Genomic DNA, 14830 nt, shown 5'->3' on the forward strand with positions numbered 1-14830 from the left:
AAAAGGCTCTGATGGATCAGCTTGTATCGGGCGAACGCTACTCTCCCTACCGTATCTTCACCGCAGAGGAATGGGCGGCCTTCCGCGACGACACGCCGCTCACCCTGACGGAAGACGAGGTGCGGCGCCTGCGCTCCCTCAACGACCCGGTCGATCTGGAGGAGGTGCGGCGCGTCTACCTCTCCATGTCCCGGCTGCTTTCGGCGCATGTGGAGGCCAACCAGCTTCTGTTCCGCCAGCGCCAGGTCTTCTTCGCCGCCGACGACGCGGTGAAGGCGCCTTTCGTCATCGGCATTGCCGGTTCGGTCGCCGTGGGCAAATCGACGACCGCGCGCGTGTTGAAGGAGCTCCTCGCCCGCTGGCCTTCGAGCCCCAAGGTCGACTTGGTGACGACCGACGGCTTTCTCTACCCCAACGAGACCTTGCGGCGCGAGAACCTGATGGACCGCAAGGGCTTTCCCGAAAGCTACGACATCCGCGCCATCCTGCGGTTTTTGTCTGCCATCAAGGCGGGCCTGCCCAACGTGCGGGCGCCGCTTTACTCGCACTTCACCTACGACGTCCTGCCCGGCGAGTTCGTCACCATCGACCGCCCGGACATCCTCATCTTCGAGGGCATCAACGTCCTGCAGACCCGCGACCTGCCGGAAGACGGCAAGGCGGTGCCGTTCGTGTCGGATTTCTTCGATTTCTCGATCTATATCGACGCCCCGGAAGAGCTGATCCACCAGTGGTATGTCGACCGCTTCATGCGCCTGCGCGAGACGGCGTTCCAGGACCCGCAGTCCTTCTTCCACCGCTACTCCAAGCTGGCGGCGAATTCGGCCCACGCGATCGCCGAGCAGCTCTGGGCGAACATCAACCTGAAGAACCTGCGCGAGAACATCCTGCCCACCCGCCCGCGCGCCGACTTGATCCTGCGCAAGGGGACGAACCACCTGGTCGAGGAGGTGGCGCTCAGGAAGCTGTAGGTGGATTGACGCGTCGGAGAGTGAGGTTGATGCGCTCGCCATTTTTCAGAAGCGGCGAGGTATCGGGATAAATCCTGTCCACCCCGTGGTAGCAAAGCCGCCCCTCGCCGCCGAGCACCACCACGTCGCCGCTTTCCAGCCGGAAGGAGACCGTCTTGGCGGAGCGGCTGGTGCCGCCGACGCGGAACAGGCAGGCGTTCCCCAGCGAGATGGAGACGACGGGGGCCGCGAAGTCCTTCTCGTCGCGGTCCTGGTGCAGGCCCATCTTCGCTGTGTCCGTGTAGTGGTTGACCAGGCAGGCCTCTGGCGGATACGGGTACTCCGCCACCGCCTCCCACAGGGCAAGCAGGCGCTCAGGCATCGGCGGCCACGGCTTGCCGGTCACGGGGTGGGTGTCCTGGTAACGGTAGCCGCGCTCCTTGTCCGTCACCCAGCCGAGAGGCCCGCAATTGGTCATGCGCACGCTCATCGGCTTGCCGGTCTTCGGCATGGCCGGCACATAGAGGGGGGCTGCAGTCACCACGGCGCGGATGTCGGCGACGAGCGCTTCCTGCTCGTCTCCGCCGAGGAACCCGGGAAAATGCCGCACGCCGCTTGGAAGAACGAGCATGGCTCCTCTCAAAGCGTTCCCCGGCGCAGACCGCAAAAGCCGCGCCAAGGCAAGTCATACCGGTGCCAATATGGTGCCCGCGGGCGCCTTCTTAAAGTTCGGGAATGCGCAGCACCTGGCCGGGGTAGATCTTGTCGGGATGCTTGAGCATCGGCGTATTGGCTTCGAAGATGACCGTGTGCTTGGCGCCATTGCCTTTGCCATACTGCGCCTCGGCAATCTTCCAAAGGTTGTCGCCCTTCTTGACCGTGTAGAAGACGGGATCCTTGGCCGCCGTGCCGCCCACCTTCAATTCGGTGGCCTCCACCTTGGAGATGCCCAGCGTGTTGCCGACGGCGATCACCGCCTTCTCAAACGCTGACTGATCTTTCACCTCGCCCTTCAGCACCACCTTGTCGCCCTGTAGCTCGACATCCACCTTGTCGGTGCCGAGCTTGTGCGAATCGAGTTCCTTTTTCACTGCGTCCGCCGCCGGTGGGTCCTCGTCCACCATGCCCAGCTTGGTGCCGACCGATTTCACGAAGTCGAAAATGCCCATGGGAATCTCTCCGTTCGAATTGCACCCCCATGAGATGTGTAACCGACGAATATTTCAATCGCAAAACGTCCGATGGTAAACGCCGGGTTGGCAGTGTGGTTCATTCCGGTGGAATCTTGCCGCGCATCTTCTTCACCTGCGCCCGTCCCGCCTTCGCCTTCAGCCGCCGTTCGACCGCGCCTTTCGAGGGTTTCGTCTTCTTGCGCGGCTTGGGCGGCGGCTCGGCGGCCTTTTTCAGGAGCTCGGTAAGGCGCGCCCGCGCATCGGCGCGGTTCTGCTCCTGCGTGCGGTAGCGCCCTGCCTCGATGACGATGTGGCCTTCCTTGGTCGCTCGGTTCCCCGCGAGCTTCAGCGCCTGCAGCCGCACGCGCTCCGGCAGGTGGCGTGCATGGGCGGCATCGAAGCGCAGCTGTACCGCCGTCGCCACCTTGTTGACGTTCTGCCCGCCAGGCCCCGAGGAGCGGATGAACTGCTCCTCCAACTCGTCCTCGGCGACATAGACCCCCGGCTGAATGGTGAGACCGCCTTCGGCCATTGTCCTGCGTCCTCGTTCCAGCGCTAAAGCAGTCCCGCCTCCTGCGCCTTCTCCTTGAGGCTCACCTGCAGGCGCGGCCCGATCTGCTGGATCACCAGTGCCGCCGCCAACGAGCCGAGCCGGGCGCAGTCGGCAATGCTGCGCCCGCGGGTGTAGCCGAACAGGAAACCGGCGGCGTAGAGATCCCCCGCCCCGGTGGTATCCACCACGTTGTCCACCGGCACCGCATCCACCGCCACATTCTCTTCCCGCGTCATGGCGATCGAGCCGCGCTCCGAGCGCGTGACGATGGCCAGCCGGCAATCGCCGCGGATGGCCTCCAGCGCCGTCTCGAAAGAGGCCGTCTGATAGAGCGACATCAACTCATGCTCGTTGGCGAAGACGATGTTCACCGTGCCCGAGCGCATCAGCTCCAGGAACTCATCGCGGTACCGATCGACGCAGAAGGGGTCGGAAAGCGACATGGCCATCTCGCGGCCGGCCGCATGGGCGATTTCCGCCGTCATGCGGATCGCTTCCTTGGCGCGCGGCGGGTCCCACAGATAGCCCTCGAAATAGCTGACCTTGGCGCCCTTCGCCTTGTCTTCCTCCACATCCTCCGGCCCCAGTTCGAGGCAGGCGCCGAGATAGGTGTTCATGGAGCGCTCGCCGTCCGGCGTGACGAAGATCATGGAGCGCGCCGTCGGCGGGTGGCCGGGAAGCGGCCGCGTGTCGAAGGCCACGCCCTGGGCACGGATATCGTGCGTGTAGATCTCGCCAAGCTGGTCGCTCGAAACCTTGCCGAAGAACGCTGCCTGGCCGCCGAGCCCCGCCACGCCCGCCGCCGTGTTGCCGGCGCTTCCCCCCGAGGTCTCGATAGCCGGCCCCATGCGCTCGTAGAGCAGGGCCGAGCGCTCGACGTCGATCAGGTTCATCGCGCCCCTGATGATGCCGTTCTCGGTCAGAAACCGCTCGTCGCACCGGGCAATGATGTCCACGATGGCATTGCCGATGCACAAAACGTCGAACGAACTCATTTAAATCTCCGAAAAGACAAGCCGGAACGGCGGGAGGTTTCGGCGGGTTTACCGTCTCGTCCGGGATTTGCAAGACCGGCGCATATCCATGTACCGCTTGCGCCGGTCGCCGTCGCCGCCTATCTCGCGGGCTCACCTCGCGTTTCGATGAAGGCTTCTCCATGATTTTCGACGCCGCGCGCGCTGCCGCCAGCCAGCTTTTCACACCTGCCTTCCGCGGCGCGTTCTTCAAGTCGCTCGGCCTCACGCTCCTCCTCCTGGCCGGCTTGTGGCTTGCATTCAAGGAATTGTTCGAGGTCTACGCCATGCCCTGGCTCGACGCGCTGCTGCCGGGCCTGCCGGCCTGGGCGGGCTGGCTCGGCGTATTGGCGGCGGTGACGGCGGGCATCGGCCTGGCGCTTGCCCTGGCGCTTCTCATCGCCCCGATCACGGCGGTCGTTGCCGGTCTCTTCCTCGACGACGTGGCCGAGGCGGTGGAGACGGTGAGCTACCCCCAGGATCCGCCGGGCGAGGCGGTGCCCCTGGTGCCCGCCGTCTGGCTGTCGCTCAAATTTTTCGGCGTCGTCGTTCTGGCCAACCTTGCCGCGCTTTTGCTCTTGCTGGTGCCGGGGGTGAACATCGTCATCTTCTTCGTCGTCAACGCTTATCTGCTTGGCCGCGAGTTCTTCGAGTTCGCCGCCATGCGCTTCCGCAGCGAGGCCGAGGCGAAGCGGCTCCGCCGCCACCACGCCGGCACCATCTTCCTCGCTGGCTTCGTCATCGCCGCCTTCCTCGCGGTGCCGCTCCTCAACCTGCTGACGCCGCTTTTCGCAGCGGCCATGATGGTGCATCTGCACAAGATGATCTCGGCGCGGGAGAACACGGCCTGAACGCTAGCCGTTCCACCGCATGCGCATGTAGACGCCCCCGCGTTCCAATTCGTCCAGCATCTGGTCAAGCCGCTTTTGCCGCATCTCCGGCCGCTTGGCGCGGGCGATCCAGCCAAGATAATCGTTGCGCTAATAGGGCGGCCGCGCCTCGTAGGCGGCCATGAGGCCTCTCGTTTCCAGCTCGGCCCGCACGTCGTCGGGCATGGGGTTGAGTGGACGTTGCAGGGCCATGGCGGGAAGATTGGCAAATCCGGCCTTGTGGCGCAATCGAAAGGGTGCATGACTGTGCGCGGCATTCGCCTGTTCCTTTCGACGTCATCGAACGCCTGCCGGCAAAAGGGGGAAGCATGCTGACAGACCTTCTGCTCGCCATCCTGCACCACCTGCTCGTTTTTCTGCTTGCCGGCGTGCTCGCCGGAGAACTCGTGCTGGTGCGCACCGGGCTTTCGGGCCGCAATCTGAAGGTGCTTGGCCATATCGACCGCATGTACGGCCTGACGGCACTCGCCATCATCGTGGTGGGCGTCTGCCGCGTCGTCCTCGGGCTGAAGGGCTGGGAATATTACGTCGCCAGCGGCGCCTTCTGGGCCAAGATGGCCGCCTTTGCCGCCGTCGGCATCCTCTCCGTGAAGCCCACCATACGCATCCTCAAATGGGCGCGCGCGGGCGAGGGTTACACCGTTCCGGATGCCGAGATCGCCGCCGCACGCCGCTTTCTCAGGTTGGAAGTGGCCGTCTTCGCCCTCATCCCCATCTTTGCCGCCATGATGGCGCGCGGCGTGGGCTAAACTTTCTCCGCCTCCCACCTCGCCTCGATCGGCACCAGCGGCGCCGGCACGTCGGTCGTCTTTTCCGGCGCCTTGCAGATATCGGCGATCACGCAGGCGGGGCAGTCGGGCTTGCGCGCCTTGCAGACGTAGCGCCCGTGGAGAATCAGCCAGTGATGGGCGTGGCGCAGGAATTGGTCCGGGATGACGGAGAGCAGGTTCCGCTCCACCTCTTCCGGCGTTTTCCCCGGCGCCAGTCCGATGCGGTTGGCGATGCGGAAGATGTGCGTGTCGACCGCCATGGTCGGCTGGCCGAAGGCCATGTTGAGCACCACGTTGGCCGTTTTGCGCCCCACGCCAGGCAGCTTCGTCAGCGCCTCTCGGTCGCCCGGCACCTCGCCGCCGTGGTCGTGGATCAGCGCCTCGCAAAGCGCGATCACGTTCTTCGCCTTGTTGCGCCACAGCCCGATGGTGCGGATATAGCCGCCCAGCTTCTCTTCGCCGAGCGCCAGCATCTTCTCCGGCGTGTCGGCGATCTTGAAGAGCGGCCGCGTCGCCTTGTTCACCCCGACGTCCGTCGCCTGTGCCGACAGCACCACGGCGACCAGCAGCGTGAACGGGTTCACGTGCTCCAGTTCCCCCTTCGGCTCCGGCCGCTGCACACGGAAGCGGCGGAATATCTCCTCGATCTGCTGCGGGCTGTAGGCGGTGAGCGCTTTCTTGCTTGTGATTTTCCGGGATGCCTTCGGCTTCGCGGGCGCGGTATTTTCGGGCTTGGGCTTTTGCATCCTGTCTCTATAATTCGAATGATGGACGAAAAGAATGCCGCCGATCAGCCTTTCTTCAAGGCACTGCTCGTTCCCCACCGTTCGCTGGGCCGTACGGGGTTTGCCGCGCTGATGGTCGCTCTCTTCCTCATCTGGCTCACCGTCGGGGCGCTTTTCATGAGCATCGGCGCCTGGCCTGTCTTCGGCTTCTTCGGCCTCGACATCCTGGCCCTCTACATCGCCTTCCGCGTCAACTACCGCGCCGCCCGTGCGCGCGAGGAAGTGTCCTTGTCGCGGGTGAGCCTCGACATCCGCAAGGTGCTGCCGTCCGGCCGCTCCGAAGAGCACAGCTTCAATCCCTTTTGGGCCCGCTTCAGGGTGCAGAGGCACACCGAGATCGGCATCACCGGCATGGCCGTCGAGGCGCGGGAAAGGCGCGTGCTTTTGGGCGGTTTCCTGAACCCGGACGAGCGCGAGAGCTTCGCCCAGGCCTTCAGCCGCGCCCTCGCCACGGCAAGGGGCCGTTAAGCAGGCAAGAATCGGGTGGTGCCGCGCATGCCTTCCTCACATATTGGCGTTCAAGGAGTAGATGCCATGAACGCAGAACTTGCCATTCTTGAGCGCGACATCACGCCGGCCGGCAACGACTATGAGGTCGTCCGCCGCGTCGTCGAGAAGATCAGCCTCGACTACCGTGACCAACCCTCGCTTGAAGTGCTGGCCGCCGATGTCGGCGAGATACCGACTGGCCTGCAGAAGCTCTTCACCCGCTGGGCGGGGCTTTCCCCGAAAACCTTCCTGCAAGCCGTCACCCTCGACCATGCCCGCCGCCTGCTCGACGACGGCATGCCGCTTCTGGAGGCTTCGCTGGAGCTGGGCATGTCGGGCCCTGGCCGCCTGCACGACCTGTTCGTCACCCACGAGGCCATCTCACCGGGCGAATACAAGGCGCGCGGCGAGGGATTGGTCATCCGCTACGGCTATCACCTCTCCCCCTTCGGCCTGGCTCTCGTCATGGTGACGGACCGCGGCCTGGCCGGCCTCGCTTTCGCCGATCTTGGCGAGGAGCAGGCTGCCTTCAAGGACATGAGCGCCCGATGGCCGAACGCCGCTTACGTGGAGGATCTGTCCGCCACCGCGCCTTATGCCGCCCGTGTCTTCGACCCGGCGCGCTGGCGCGCGGAGGAGCCGTTGCGCGTCGTCCTGATAGGCACCGATTTCCAGGTGCGCGTGTGGGAGGCGCTCTTGAAGATCCCGATGGGCCGCGCCCGCGCCTATTCCGATATCGCCGCCGAGATCGGCCGGCCCAGTGCCTCGCGCGCCGTGGGGGCTGCCGTCGGCGCCAACCCGCTGTCCTTCGTCGTTCCGTGTCACCGGGCGCTCGGCAAGTCCGGTGCGCTGACGGGCTATCACTGGGGCCTGACGCGCAAGCGCGCCATCCTCGGTTGGGAGGCCTGCCAGCTTCAGGCGATCGCGTGAACGGAGATTGACCTTCGCAGCAAAGCGGCTAGCTTCCGGCGCACAGTTGCCGGAGGCTCAAGCGTGATCACCATCGTCGGTTCCATCAATCTCGATCTCATCGCCCGCGTGAAAAGGCTGCCCGGACCCGGCGAAACCGTGCCGGGAGACGACTTCTCCACCGCTCCCGGCGGTAAGGGCGCCAACCAGGCGCTCGCCGCTCGCCGCGCCGGCGCCCCCGTGCGTATGGTTGGCGCGGTGGGCAGCGATGCCTTCGCCGGCGCGGCAGTGGCGCTCCTCAAGGAGGCCGGCGTCGACCTCCGGGCGGTGAAGGAACGCGACACCGCCACGGGCACGGCAGTCATCCTGGTCGGCGGCGACGGCGAGAACATGATCGCCGTCATACCCGGCGCCAATGGGCAGGTCCTGCCGCAAGACGTGGAGCAGGCCGCCTTCCGGCCAGGCGAATTCGTTCTCCTGCAGCACGAAGTGCCCCTTGAAACCGTGAAAGCCGCCCTTGAGGCTGCGCGCGCAGCCGGCGCCGTCTCTCTCCTCAACACCGCCCCATTCCATGCCGAAGCGGCGGGTTTCCTCGCGCTCGCCGACTATGTCATCGCCAACGAGACGGAATTCGACCTCTACGCCGAAGCCCTGGCGCTCGAAGGCGAGGACCGGGAGGCGCGGATGCGCGCCTTCGCCAAGGACACGGGCCGCACAATCGTCGTAACCCTTGGCAAGGACGGCGTCGTGGCGGCCACACCGGAAGACTTTCTCCGCGTCCCCACCCTTTCCATCACACCTGTCGATACGGTGGGCGCGGGCGACACCTTCTGCGGCTATCTGGCGGCGGGCCTTGCCGACGGGCTGCCGCTGAAGGACGCATTGCGCCGGGCTGCCGTTGCCGGCGCGCTCGCCTGCCTGGAGCCCGGCGCCCAACCGGCCATTCCCATCCGCGCCGACGTGGATGCGGCAGCGGCGCAGTAAGCTGGACAAGACCTCGCCGCTATGCATCCTGAGCGGTAGAGGGAGGCGCCCGTAATGTCGCTCGAAACCTACACCGCCTATGTCGTCGTCTGTCTCATTGCCACCGTCGTTCCCGGCCCGACGAACATGCTGATCGTCGCCAACGGCATGCGCCACGGCATCGGCGCGGGCCTTCTCAATGTCGCCGGCACATTGGCCGGCCTTACGGTCATGATCACCGTCGCCGGCGTTGGGCTGACGTCGCTCATCGAGTTGGCCGGCCATTGGTTCACCTGGGTCAAACTGGCCGGTGCGGCCTATCTGTGCTGGATCGGCTGGAAGATGATCCGCGCAAGCGGCGAGCCGGCGGGCAGCACGGCGGTATCAAAGCCGCGCCGCGGCTTTTTCCTGCAGGGGCTTCTCGTCTCGCTCGGCAATCCCAAGCAGCTTCTCTTCTTCGGTGCCCTGCTGCCGCAATTCATCGATCCGGCAGGCAACCACGTGCTGCAAATCGCCGTGCTCGGCGGCACCGCGCTCGCATTCTCTCTGCTTTCCGACGGCAGCTATGCCATCGCCTCCGGCAGCATCGGCCGCAGGCTCGGCGCAAATGCCATGCGCCGCATCGGGCGCGTCGGCGGCACCTTCCTCATCGGCGGCGGCCTGTGGCTCGCCTTTGCACGGGCAAGATAGGCTTCTAAAGCCGTCCCAGCCGCTCCGTCAGCAGCGCGAAGAAGCCGTCGTCGTCGATGCCGCGCATGACGAGGGCGTTCTTCGGCCGTTCGGTCACGCCCCACCAGTCGATCACCGTCATGCCCATGGTCAGCTCCGAGCCCGTCTCGACGCTCACATTGCATGTGCGCCCTTTGAAGAGGCCGGGTTCGAGCAGATAAGCGATCACACAAGGATCGTGCAGCGGCCCACCGTCGGAACCGTATTTCTCCTCATCGAAGCGCTCGAAGAATTCGAGCATTTCGGCCGTGGCGACACCTACCCGCGTGCCGAGATCGCGGATGGCGGCGACGCGCTTTTGCATCGTCAGCGCCTGGTGGGTGACGTCGAGCGGCATCATGACGACGGGAATACCGGAGCGGAACACGACGTCGGCCGCGTGCGGATCGACATAGATATTGAACTCGGCCGTCGGCGTGACATTGCCGCCTTCGAAGAAGCCGCCGCCCATCATGACGATCTCCTTGACGCGCGGTGCGATCTTCGGTTCGCGCACCAGCGCCAGTGCGACGTTGGTGAGCGGCCCCAGTGTACACAAGATGATCTCGCCAGCCGCGTGCTCCATCAGCGTCTCGATGAGAAAGTCGACCGCGTGCGCTTTCATCAGCGGCATTTGCGGCTCCGGCAGATCCGGCCCGTCGAGCCCTGTCTTGCCGTGCACCTCCTCGGCGGTCACCAGCTCGCGCACCATGGGGCGGATGGCGCCGGCATAGACCCTGGTCTCCGGCCGGCCGGCCAGCTCGCACACCTTGCGCGCGTTCTTCTCCGTCAGCGCCAGCGGCACGTTGCCGGCCACCGCCGTTATCCCAAGCACGTCGAGCTCTGGGCTTGCCAGCGCCAGCAGGATGGCCACGGCGTCGTCCTGGCCGGGATCCGTGTCGATGATGATCTTTCGCGCCTGGCGCACGGGTTCTCCAATCCTTCTTGAATCCGCAAAAGTAATCAACCATATCAAGGCTACGGGCAAAAACGCCATTCGGGTTTTTGCTTGTCCACGTCGCTCTTTGAGGACAGGAACAGATGACGCGCATGACGCCTTTCTCGAACCCGCTTCTTTTGGGGTTCGACAGTATGGAAAAGACGCTCGAGCGGATCGCCAAGTCGGGCGACAGCTATCCCCCGTACAATATTGAGCGCATCCGCAATTCGGAAGGGCGGAACGAGCGCCTGCGCATCACGCTGGCGGTGGCCGGCTTTGCCGAGCAGGACCTGGAGGTCACGACCGAGGAAAACCAGCTCGTCGTGCGTGGTCGACAGAACGACGACGCCGAGCGCGAGTATCTGCATCGCGGCATCGCTGCTCGCCAATTCCAGCGTGTCTTCGTCTTGGCCGACGGCATGCGGGTCCTGAACGCAGAGCTCAAAAACGGGCTTCTGGCCATCGATCTCGACAGGCCTCAGCCGGAACGGCTGGTGCAGAAAATAGACATTTCGGTGAAGGACTGACGGCCGCGAAGCTGCGTTTTCGACGCAACCACGAGGCTCTTGGCGGGTTGGGCCGCTATGGACGGCCCGCAAAATAGGAGGCTGACATGACTGAGAACGAACGCAAGATCACCGTGACCCAGCAGCAGCTGGCCCATATCGGCGAAGGCGCGGTTGCCTATATGCGCGAGATGGACGCCGAGGACCTGAAGGGCAAGTTCCCGGGTGTGCCGGATATGGCGCCGGGCACCAAGCTGTGGGCTCTGTTCGCCGCCAACGGACAGCCCATCCTCTTGGCCGACGCCCGCGACGCCGCGCTTGCCGGAGCGTTCGAGAACGACCTGCAGCCGGTCAGCCTGCACTAAGCGGCCGACCGCGGCTCTCCCGCCTAGCTCCCTGTAACGCAGCGGGCCTGACGGCTATTACGCCGTAGCGCGTTTGCAACCGTCGGGCGGCCATGCCAAAGAATTTGGCATGGGAAAGCTGACGCGCAAGGACGGGCGGGCGTGAAGCCTAGAGAAGCGGAAAAGCCGAAGAGTTTCATTGTCGGTGGAGCGGAGATTGCCGCTCCGCCGCTTCAGCCGGCGCTCTATCTCGTCGCCACCCCGATCGGCAACCTCTCCGACATCACGCTGCGCGCGCTGGAAACGCTTGCCGGGGCCGATATGCTGGCCTGCGAGGACACGCGGGTAACACGGGTGCTGCTTCAACGCTACGGCATCCGCCGGCGTATGACAGCCTATCACGAGCACAACGAGGCCGAGGCCGCGCCGCGGCTGATTGCGGCAATCGAGGAGGGAAAGAGCGTGGCGCTCGCCAGCGACGCCGGCACGCCGCTCGTCTCCGATCCTGGTTTCCGATTGGTGCAAGCGGCGCAGGAAAAGGGGCTGCGAGTCGTGCCGGTGCCAGGACCTTCGGCTGTTCTGGCAGCGCTTACAGCCTCCGGCCTGCCAACGGATTCTTTTTTGTTTGCCGGGTTTCTTCCGGCCAAGACAAGGCAGCGCGAGAATCGGCTCGAAGCTCTCGCGGCGGCACCGGCGACGCTGGTGTTTTTCGAGTCGCCGCGCCGGCTGGCCGCGAGCCTGGGGGCTATGGAGGGGGTGCTCGGTAAGCGCCAGGCAGCGGTGGCGCGGGAGCTGACCAAGGCCTTCGAGGAGGTACGGCGAGGGACGCTGGACGCCCTTGCCGCGCACTATGCGGAAGCCGGAGCGCCGAAGGGCGAAGTGGTGGTCTGCGTGGCGCCGCCCGGCGAGGCGGGACCGGCGGATGCCGAGGAGACGGATCGGCTGCTTCTGGCGCTTGCGGCTGAAATGCCGGCAGCGAAGGCGGCGGGCGAGGCAGCACGCATGACAGGCGGAAGGAAGTCCGAGCTCTATCAGCGGCTCTTAGAATTGAAAGAGGGGCGGGGTGGGGACTGACGGGCTGAAGAAGCGGCAGCGGGCCTACCGCAAGGGCCACCGCGGCGAGTGGCTGGCCGCGCTTGCCCTGGTTCTGAAGGGGTATCGCATCGTCGCCCGGCGCTTTCGTACCCCGCTGGGCGAGATCGATCTGATCGCGCGGCGCGGCAATCTTGTCGCCATCGTCGAGGTGAAGGCGCGGCCGACGCTGGAGCAGGCGATGGAGGCGGTGGGATATACGGCGCAACGGCGGATCGATGCCGCCGCAAGCCTATGGCTTGCCCGCCAGCCGCACTATGCCAGTCTCAGCCTACGCTACGATCTCGTGGCGGTGCTGCCGCGGCGCTGGCCGGTGCATGTGGAGAACATCTACACCAGTAGCTGACTTGCTCGGCCCTTGCGCGGGATTTTGCGCAGGCGCATTCTGTTTCCCTTCAAACAGCCAGCAGGGGAATGAGCGCCATGTGCCATCATTGCGTCACCGAGAGCGTTAAATCGCGCATGCTCAGCCGTCGTGATTTCTTCCGCACGTCCGCCGCCGCAGGCGCCGCCGCGGCGGTGGTGTCCATTCCGAAACCTTTGCTCGCGCAGAGCGCGAGCAGGGTGGAAGACATGACCCATGAGTTGCACGAAGGCTTTCCCACCTACTTCGGGGAACAGCAGTTCTTCCTCGATCAGAAGTTCAACTACGCGGATCACAAGTTCAACATCAACGAGTGGCGTCTCAACGAACATACGGGGACCCACATGGATGCGCCGCTGCATTTCTCGGAGGACGGCCTGTCGGTGGCGGAAATTCCGGTGGGCGGTCTCGTCTGCCCGCTCGCCGTCATCGATATCCGCGAGAAGGCATCGGCGGACCCGGACGCGCAGGTGACGCCCGAGGACATCGAGGCGTGGGTCTCTGCCAGTGGCGAAATTCCCGACGGGGCCTGTGTGGCCATGCTGTCGGGCTGGGGCGCGCACGTATCGAGCGACAAGTTCCGCAACGTCGGAGACGACGGCAAGACGATGCATTTCCCCGGCTTCCACATCGAAGCCGTAGAGATGCTGATGGAAGAGGCCCGTGCCAGGGGCATCGCGGTCGACACGCTGTCGCTCGACCATGGTCCCTCCCCGGATTTCGCGGTGCACTATGCCTGGCTGCCGTCCGGGCGCTGGGGGCTGGAATGCATCGCCAATCTGGAGTCCCTGCCGGCCAGCGGCGCGACGCTGATCGTCGGTGCGCCGAAGGTCCGGGGTGGTTCGGGCGGGCCGGCGCGCGTCTTCGCGATGGTTTGACGGGCGACTAGAGCAATTCCAGGAAAAGTGGAAACCGGTTTCCGTCCGGAATTGCGACAAAACAAAGAGTTAGACCAGTTCATCGATTCCGTGAAACGATGAACTGGTCTAACGGCGGCTCACCTGCATGGGCAGGCCGCCCTGGGGCTGGGTGGTGAGCTTCTGCACCGGCCAGGGTTTGGTCTCGGGCAGAAGGTCGAAGCGATAGCGCGACATCAGGGTGGCCATGGCGATGACCGCTTCCTGCATGGCGAAGGTGGCACCGATGCATACGCGCGGGCCGGCGCCGAAAGGGAGATACTGGAAACGGCCGATCTGCTCGCGGTTTTCGGGATGGAAACGAGAAGGGCGGTAGGCCTCCGGGTCGTCCCACAGCTTGCGGTGGCGGTGCACCGTCCACGGCATGACGAGCACCTGCATACCTTTCGGAATCTCCAGATCCGCATAGGTGTCGCCGTGGATGGCCTCGCGGTTGATGGAGGGGGCCGGCGGATAAAGCCGCATCGCCTCCTCGAAGGCGGCACGCGCGAGCGGCATCAGGTCGAGCCATTTCACCGGATCCGGCTCCGAGGCGAGTACCGCGTCGATCTCGGCCTCTATGCGGGCCCGTTCCTCCGGCAGGTTGGCAAGGCAGTAGAAGGTCCAGCCGAGCGCCCGTGCCGTGGTCTCGTGACCGGCGCCGATGAAGGTGATGATGTTGTCTTCGATCTCCTGGCGGGTGAGGCCGTCCGGGCCTTCGGCGCGGAGCAGGAGGGTCAGGAAGTCTTCGGGTGCTTCGTCCTTCCGCGCCAGCTTCTCCTTTCGCATTTCCATGGTGCGGGCGACGATGTCGCGGAAGAAGGCGAGCGAGTTGCGGCCGAGAATCCGGGTGACGCGCGGCAGCCAGTCGGGGGCGCCGAGAAGGTCGAGCGGATCGACACGGCCCATGGTCTCGAACAGGCGGTCGACCTGGTGGGCAAAGCTGTCCGGCTCGCCGGCGATCTCGCCGGAGAACAGAGTCTCGGCGAGTATGTCGAAGGTGAGCATGGTCATGTCGCGCGAGACGTCGGTCGTGCCGCCGATTCTCTCCTCGTAGCGCTCGGCGAACGCCTCGGCCTCCTTCAGCATGGGCCCTGCAAAGCCGGCGATATGACGTGGGGTGAAGACCGGGGCCATGGCCTTGCGCGAGCGCCGCCACACCTCGCCCTCTGCGGTGAGCAGCCCGTCGCGCAGGATGGGCCGGAGGATCTTTTGGCGCACGCGCGCCATCTTGTAGTTCTTCGCATTGTCTACAAGGATGTGGCGAATGAGGCCGGGATCGTTGGCGATCAGCAGCGGCCCGCCGATGCCGCCGCTGATCGAGATCCACGGTTCGTTGTAGGAAGGCTCCCCCCACAGCTCCAGCGGATTGCGGTAGACGATACGCATCATCTGAAGCGTCGAGGGTGGCTTCTGCCGCGGGCTCGGCGCCGGCGGGCGGAAGGAGGCGGTCGCGGTGTCCATCGGCGTTCCCATCTGCCGATAT

Annotated in this window: 20 protein-coding genes and 1 pseudogene; 12 read left to right on the forward strand and 9 right to left on the reverse strand. The window is 65.2% G+C overall.

The features are described from left to right. Window positions 1-11 precede the first annotated feature (11 nt). Window positions 12-971 carry a type I pantothenate kinase gene (gene coaA, locus GM910_RS07855; protein WP_159586966.1) on the forward strand — a complete coding sequence of 320 codons (960 nt, stop codon included), beginning with the start codon at window positions 12-14 and terminating at the stop codon, window positions 969-971. Here the strand turns inward: coaA and GM910_RS07860 are convergent. The 4 genes from GM910_RS07860 to GM910_RS07875 form a co-directional block, all read right to left on the reverse strand. Next, window positions 958-1581, reverse strand: coding sequence for an alpha-ketoglutarate-dependent dioxygenase AlkB family protein (locus GM910_RS07860; protein WP_159586967.1), 624 nt, complete (start codon window positions 1579-1581; stop codon window positions 958-960). The two genes, coaA and GM910_RS07860, sit on opposite strands and share 14 nt — an antisense overlap. Window positions 1582-1672: 91 nt before the next feature. Next, the gene (gene lysM, locus GM910_RS07865; RefSeq protein ID WP_159586968.1) at window positions 1673-2119 is read right to left on the reverse strand and encodes a peptidoglycan-binding protein LysM; all 447 of its coding nucleotides are present in this window, start codon (window positions 2117-2119) and stop codon (window positions 1673-1675) included. A 100-nt stretch (window positions 2120-2219) separates the two neighbouring features. Further along, window positions 2220-2654 carry an alternative ribosome rescue aminoacyl-tRNA hydrolase ArfB gene (gene arfB / locus GM910_RS07870; RefSeq protein ID WP_159586969.1) on the reverse strand — a complete coding sequence of 145 codons (435 nt, stop codon included), beginning with the start codon at window positions 2652-2654 and terminating at the stop codon, window positions 2220-2222. 23 nt (window positions 2655-2677) lie between these two features. Beyond that, entirely contained in the window at window positions 2678-3670 is a 993-nt protein-coding gene (locus GM910_RS07875) for an adenosine kinase (RefSeq protein ID WP_159586970.1), read from the reverse strand. Between the two features lie 161 nt (window positions 3671-3831). Here GM910_RS07875 and GM910_RS07880 point away from each other — a divergent pair, with 161 nt between their 5' ends. Continuing rightward, entirely contained in the window at window positions 3832-4539 is a 708-nt protein-coding gene (locus tag GM910_RS07880) for a sulfate transporter family protein (protein WP_159586971.1), read from the forward strand. A 3-nt stretch (window positions 4540-4542) separates the two neighbouring features. Here the strand turns inward: GM910_RS07880 and GM910_RS27590 are convergent. Beyond that, window positions 4543-4656, reverse strand: a pseudogene (locus GM910_RS27590) (YdeI/OmpD-associated family protein); the annotation flags it as partial. A gap of 12 nt (window positions 4657-4668) precedes the next feature. Further along, on the reverse strand, window positions 4669-4806 hold the full coding sequence (locus GM910_RS27160) for a hypothetical protein (protein ID WP_246225910.1): 138 nt from the start codon (window positions 4804-4806) through the stop codon (window positions 4669-4671). An 80-nt stretch (window positions 4807-4886) separates the two neighbouring features. On the opposite strand from GM910_RS27160, the gene GM910_RS07890 reads away from it, so the two are divergent. Further along, the gene (locus GM910_RS07890; RefSeq protein ID WP_159586972.1) at window positions 4887-5327 is read left to right on the forward strand and encodes a DUF2214 family protein; all 441 of its coding nucleotides are present in this window, start codon (window positions 4887-4889) and stop codon (window positions 5325-5327) included. On the opposite strand, the gene nth is transcribed toward GM910_RS07890, so the two are convergent. After that, window positions 5324-6094, reverse strand: coding sequence for an endonuclease III (gene nth, locus GM910_RS07895; protein ID WP_159586973.1), 771 nt, complete (start codon window positions 6092-6094; stop codon window positions 5324-5326). The two genes, GM910_RS07890 and nth, sit on opposite strands and share 4 nt — an antisense overlap. 21 nt (window positions 6095-6115) lie before the next feature. On the opposite strand from nth, the gene GM910_RS07900 reads away from it, so the two are divergent. From GM910_RS07900 to GM910_RS07915, 4 genes are all read left to right on the forward strand, one after another. Further along, the gene (locus GM910_RS07900) at window positions 6116-6601 is read left to right on the forward strand and encodes a DUF2244 domain-containing protein (RefSeq protein WP_159586974.1); all 486 of its coding nucleotides are present in this window, start codon (window positions 6116-6118) and stop codon (window positions 6599-6601) included. Between the two features lie 66 nt (window positions 6602-6667). Continuing rightward, on the forward strand, window positions 6668-7552 hold the full coding sequence (locus GM910_RS07905; RefSeq protein ID WP_159586975.1) for a methylated-DNA--[protein]-cysteine S-methyltransferase: 885 nt from the start codon (window positions 6668-6670) through the stop codon (window positions 7550-7552). Window positions 7553-7615: 63 nt separating this feature from the next. After that, window positions 7616-8515 carry a ribokinase gene (locus tag GM910_RS07910; RefSeq protein WP_159586976.1) on the forward strand — a complete coding sequence of 300 codons (900 nt, stop codon included), beginning with the start codon at window positions 7616-7618 and terminating at the stop codon, window positions 8513-8515. Window positions 8516-8569: 54 nt separating this feature from the next. Next, window positions 8570-9184: a LysE family translocator gene (locus tag GM910_RS07915; RefSeq protein ID WP_159586977.1), complete on the forward strand. Its 615-nt coding sequence runs from the start codon at window positions 8570-8572 to the stop codon at window positions 9182-9184. A 4-nt stretch (window positions 9185-9188) separates the two neighbouring features. On the opposite strand, the gene GM910_RS07920 is transcribed toward GM910_RS07915, so the two are convergent. After that, on the reverse strand, window positions 9189-10130 hold the full coding sequence (locus tag GM910_RS07920) for a nucleoside hydrolase (protein ID WP_159586978.1): 942 nt from the start codon (window positions 10128-10130) through the stop codon (window positions 9189-9191). A gap of 113 nt (window positions 10131-10243) precedes the next feature. Here GM910_RS07920 and GM910_RS07925 point away from each other — a divergent pair, with 113 nt between their 5' ends. The 5 genes from GM910_RS07925 to GM910_RS07945 all read left to right on the forward strand — a co-directional run bounded on the left by GM910_RS07925 (window position 10244) and on the right by GM910_RS07945 (window position 13326). Further along, entirely contained in the window at window positions 10244-10669 is a 426-nt protein-coding gene (locus GM910_RS07925) for an Hsp20 family protein (protein ID WP_159586979.1), read from the forward strand. 86 nt (window positions 10670-10755) lie between these two features. Beyond that, the gene (locus GM910_RS07930) at window positions 10756-11013 is read left to right on the forward strand and encodes a BQ00720 family protein (RefSeq protein ID WP_159586980.1); all 258 of its coding nucleotides are present in this window, start codon (window positions 10756-10758) and stop codon (window positions 11011-11013) included. Between the two features lie 141 nt (window positions 11014-11154). Next, complete coding sequence (rsmI, locus tag GM910_RS07935) at window positions 11155-12066, forward strand: 16S rRNA (cytidine(1402)-2'-O)-methyltransferase (RefSeq protein ID WP_159586981.1); 912 nt, start codon at window positions 11155-11157, stop codon at window positions 12064-12066. Beyond that, entirely contained in the window at window positions 12056-12430 is a 375-nt protein-coding gene (locus GM910_RS07940) for a YraN family protein (RefSeq protein ID WP_159586982.1), read from the forward strand. The genes rsmI and GM910_RS07940 overlap by 11 nt, the downstream gene beginning before the upstream one ends. 77 nt (window positions 12431-12507) lie before the next feature. Beyond that, window positions 12508-13326 carry a cyclase family protein gene (locus tag GM910_RS07945; RefSeq protein WP_159587029.1) on the forward strand — a complete coding sequence of 273 codons (819 nt, stop codon included), beginning with the start codon at window positions 12508-12510 and terminating at the stop codon, window positions 13324-13326. Window positions 13327-13434: 108 nt separating this feature from the next. Here GM910_RS07945 and GM910_RS07950 read toward each other — a convergent pair whose 3' ends face one another. Next, window positions 13435-14808, reverse strand: coding sequence for a cytochrome P450 (locus GM910_RS07950; protein ID WP_159586983.1), 1374 nt, complete (start codon window positions 14806-14808; stop codon window positions 13435-13437). Window positions 14809-14830: the final 22 nt, after the last annotated feature.

The sequence above is a fragment of the Chelativorans xinjiangensis genome (assembly GCF_009812055.1).
Lineage (GTDB): Bacteria > Pseudomonadota > Alphaproteobacteria > Rhizobiales > Rhizobiaceae > Chelativorans > Chelativorans xinjiangense.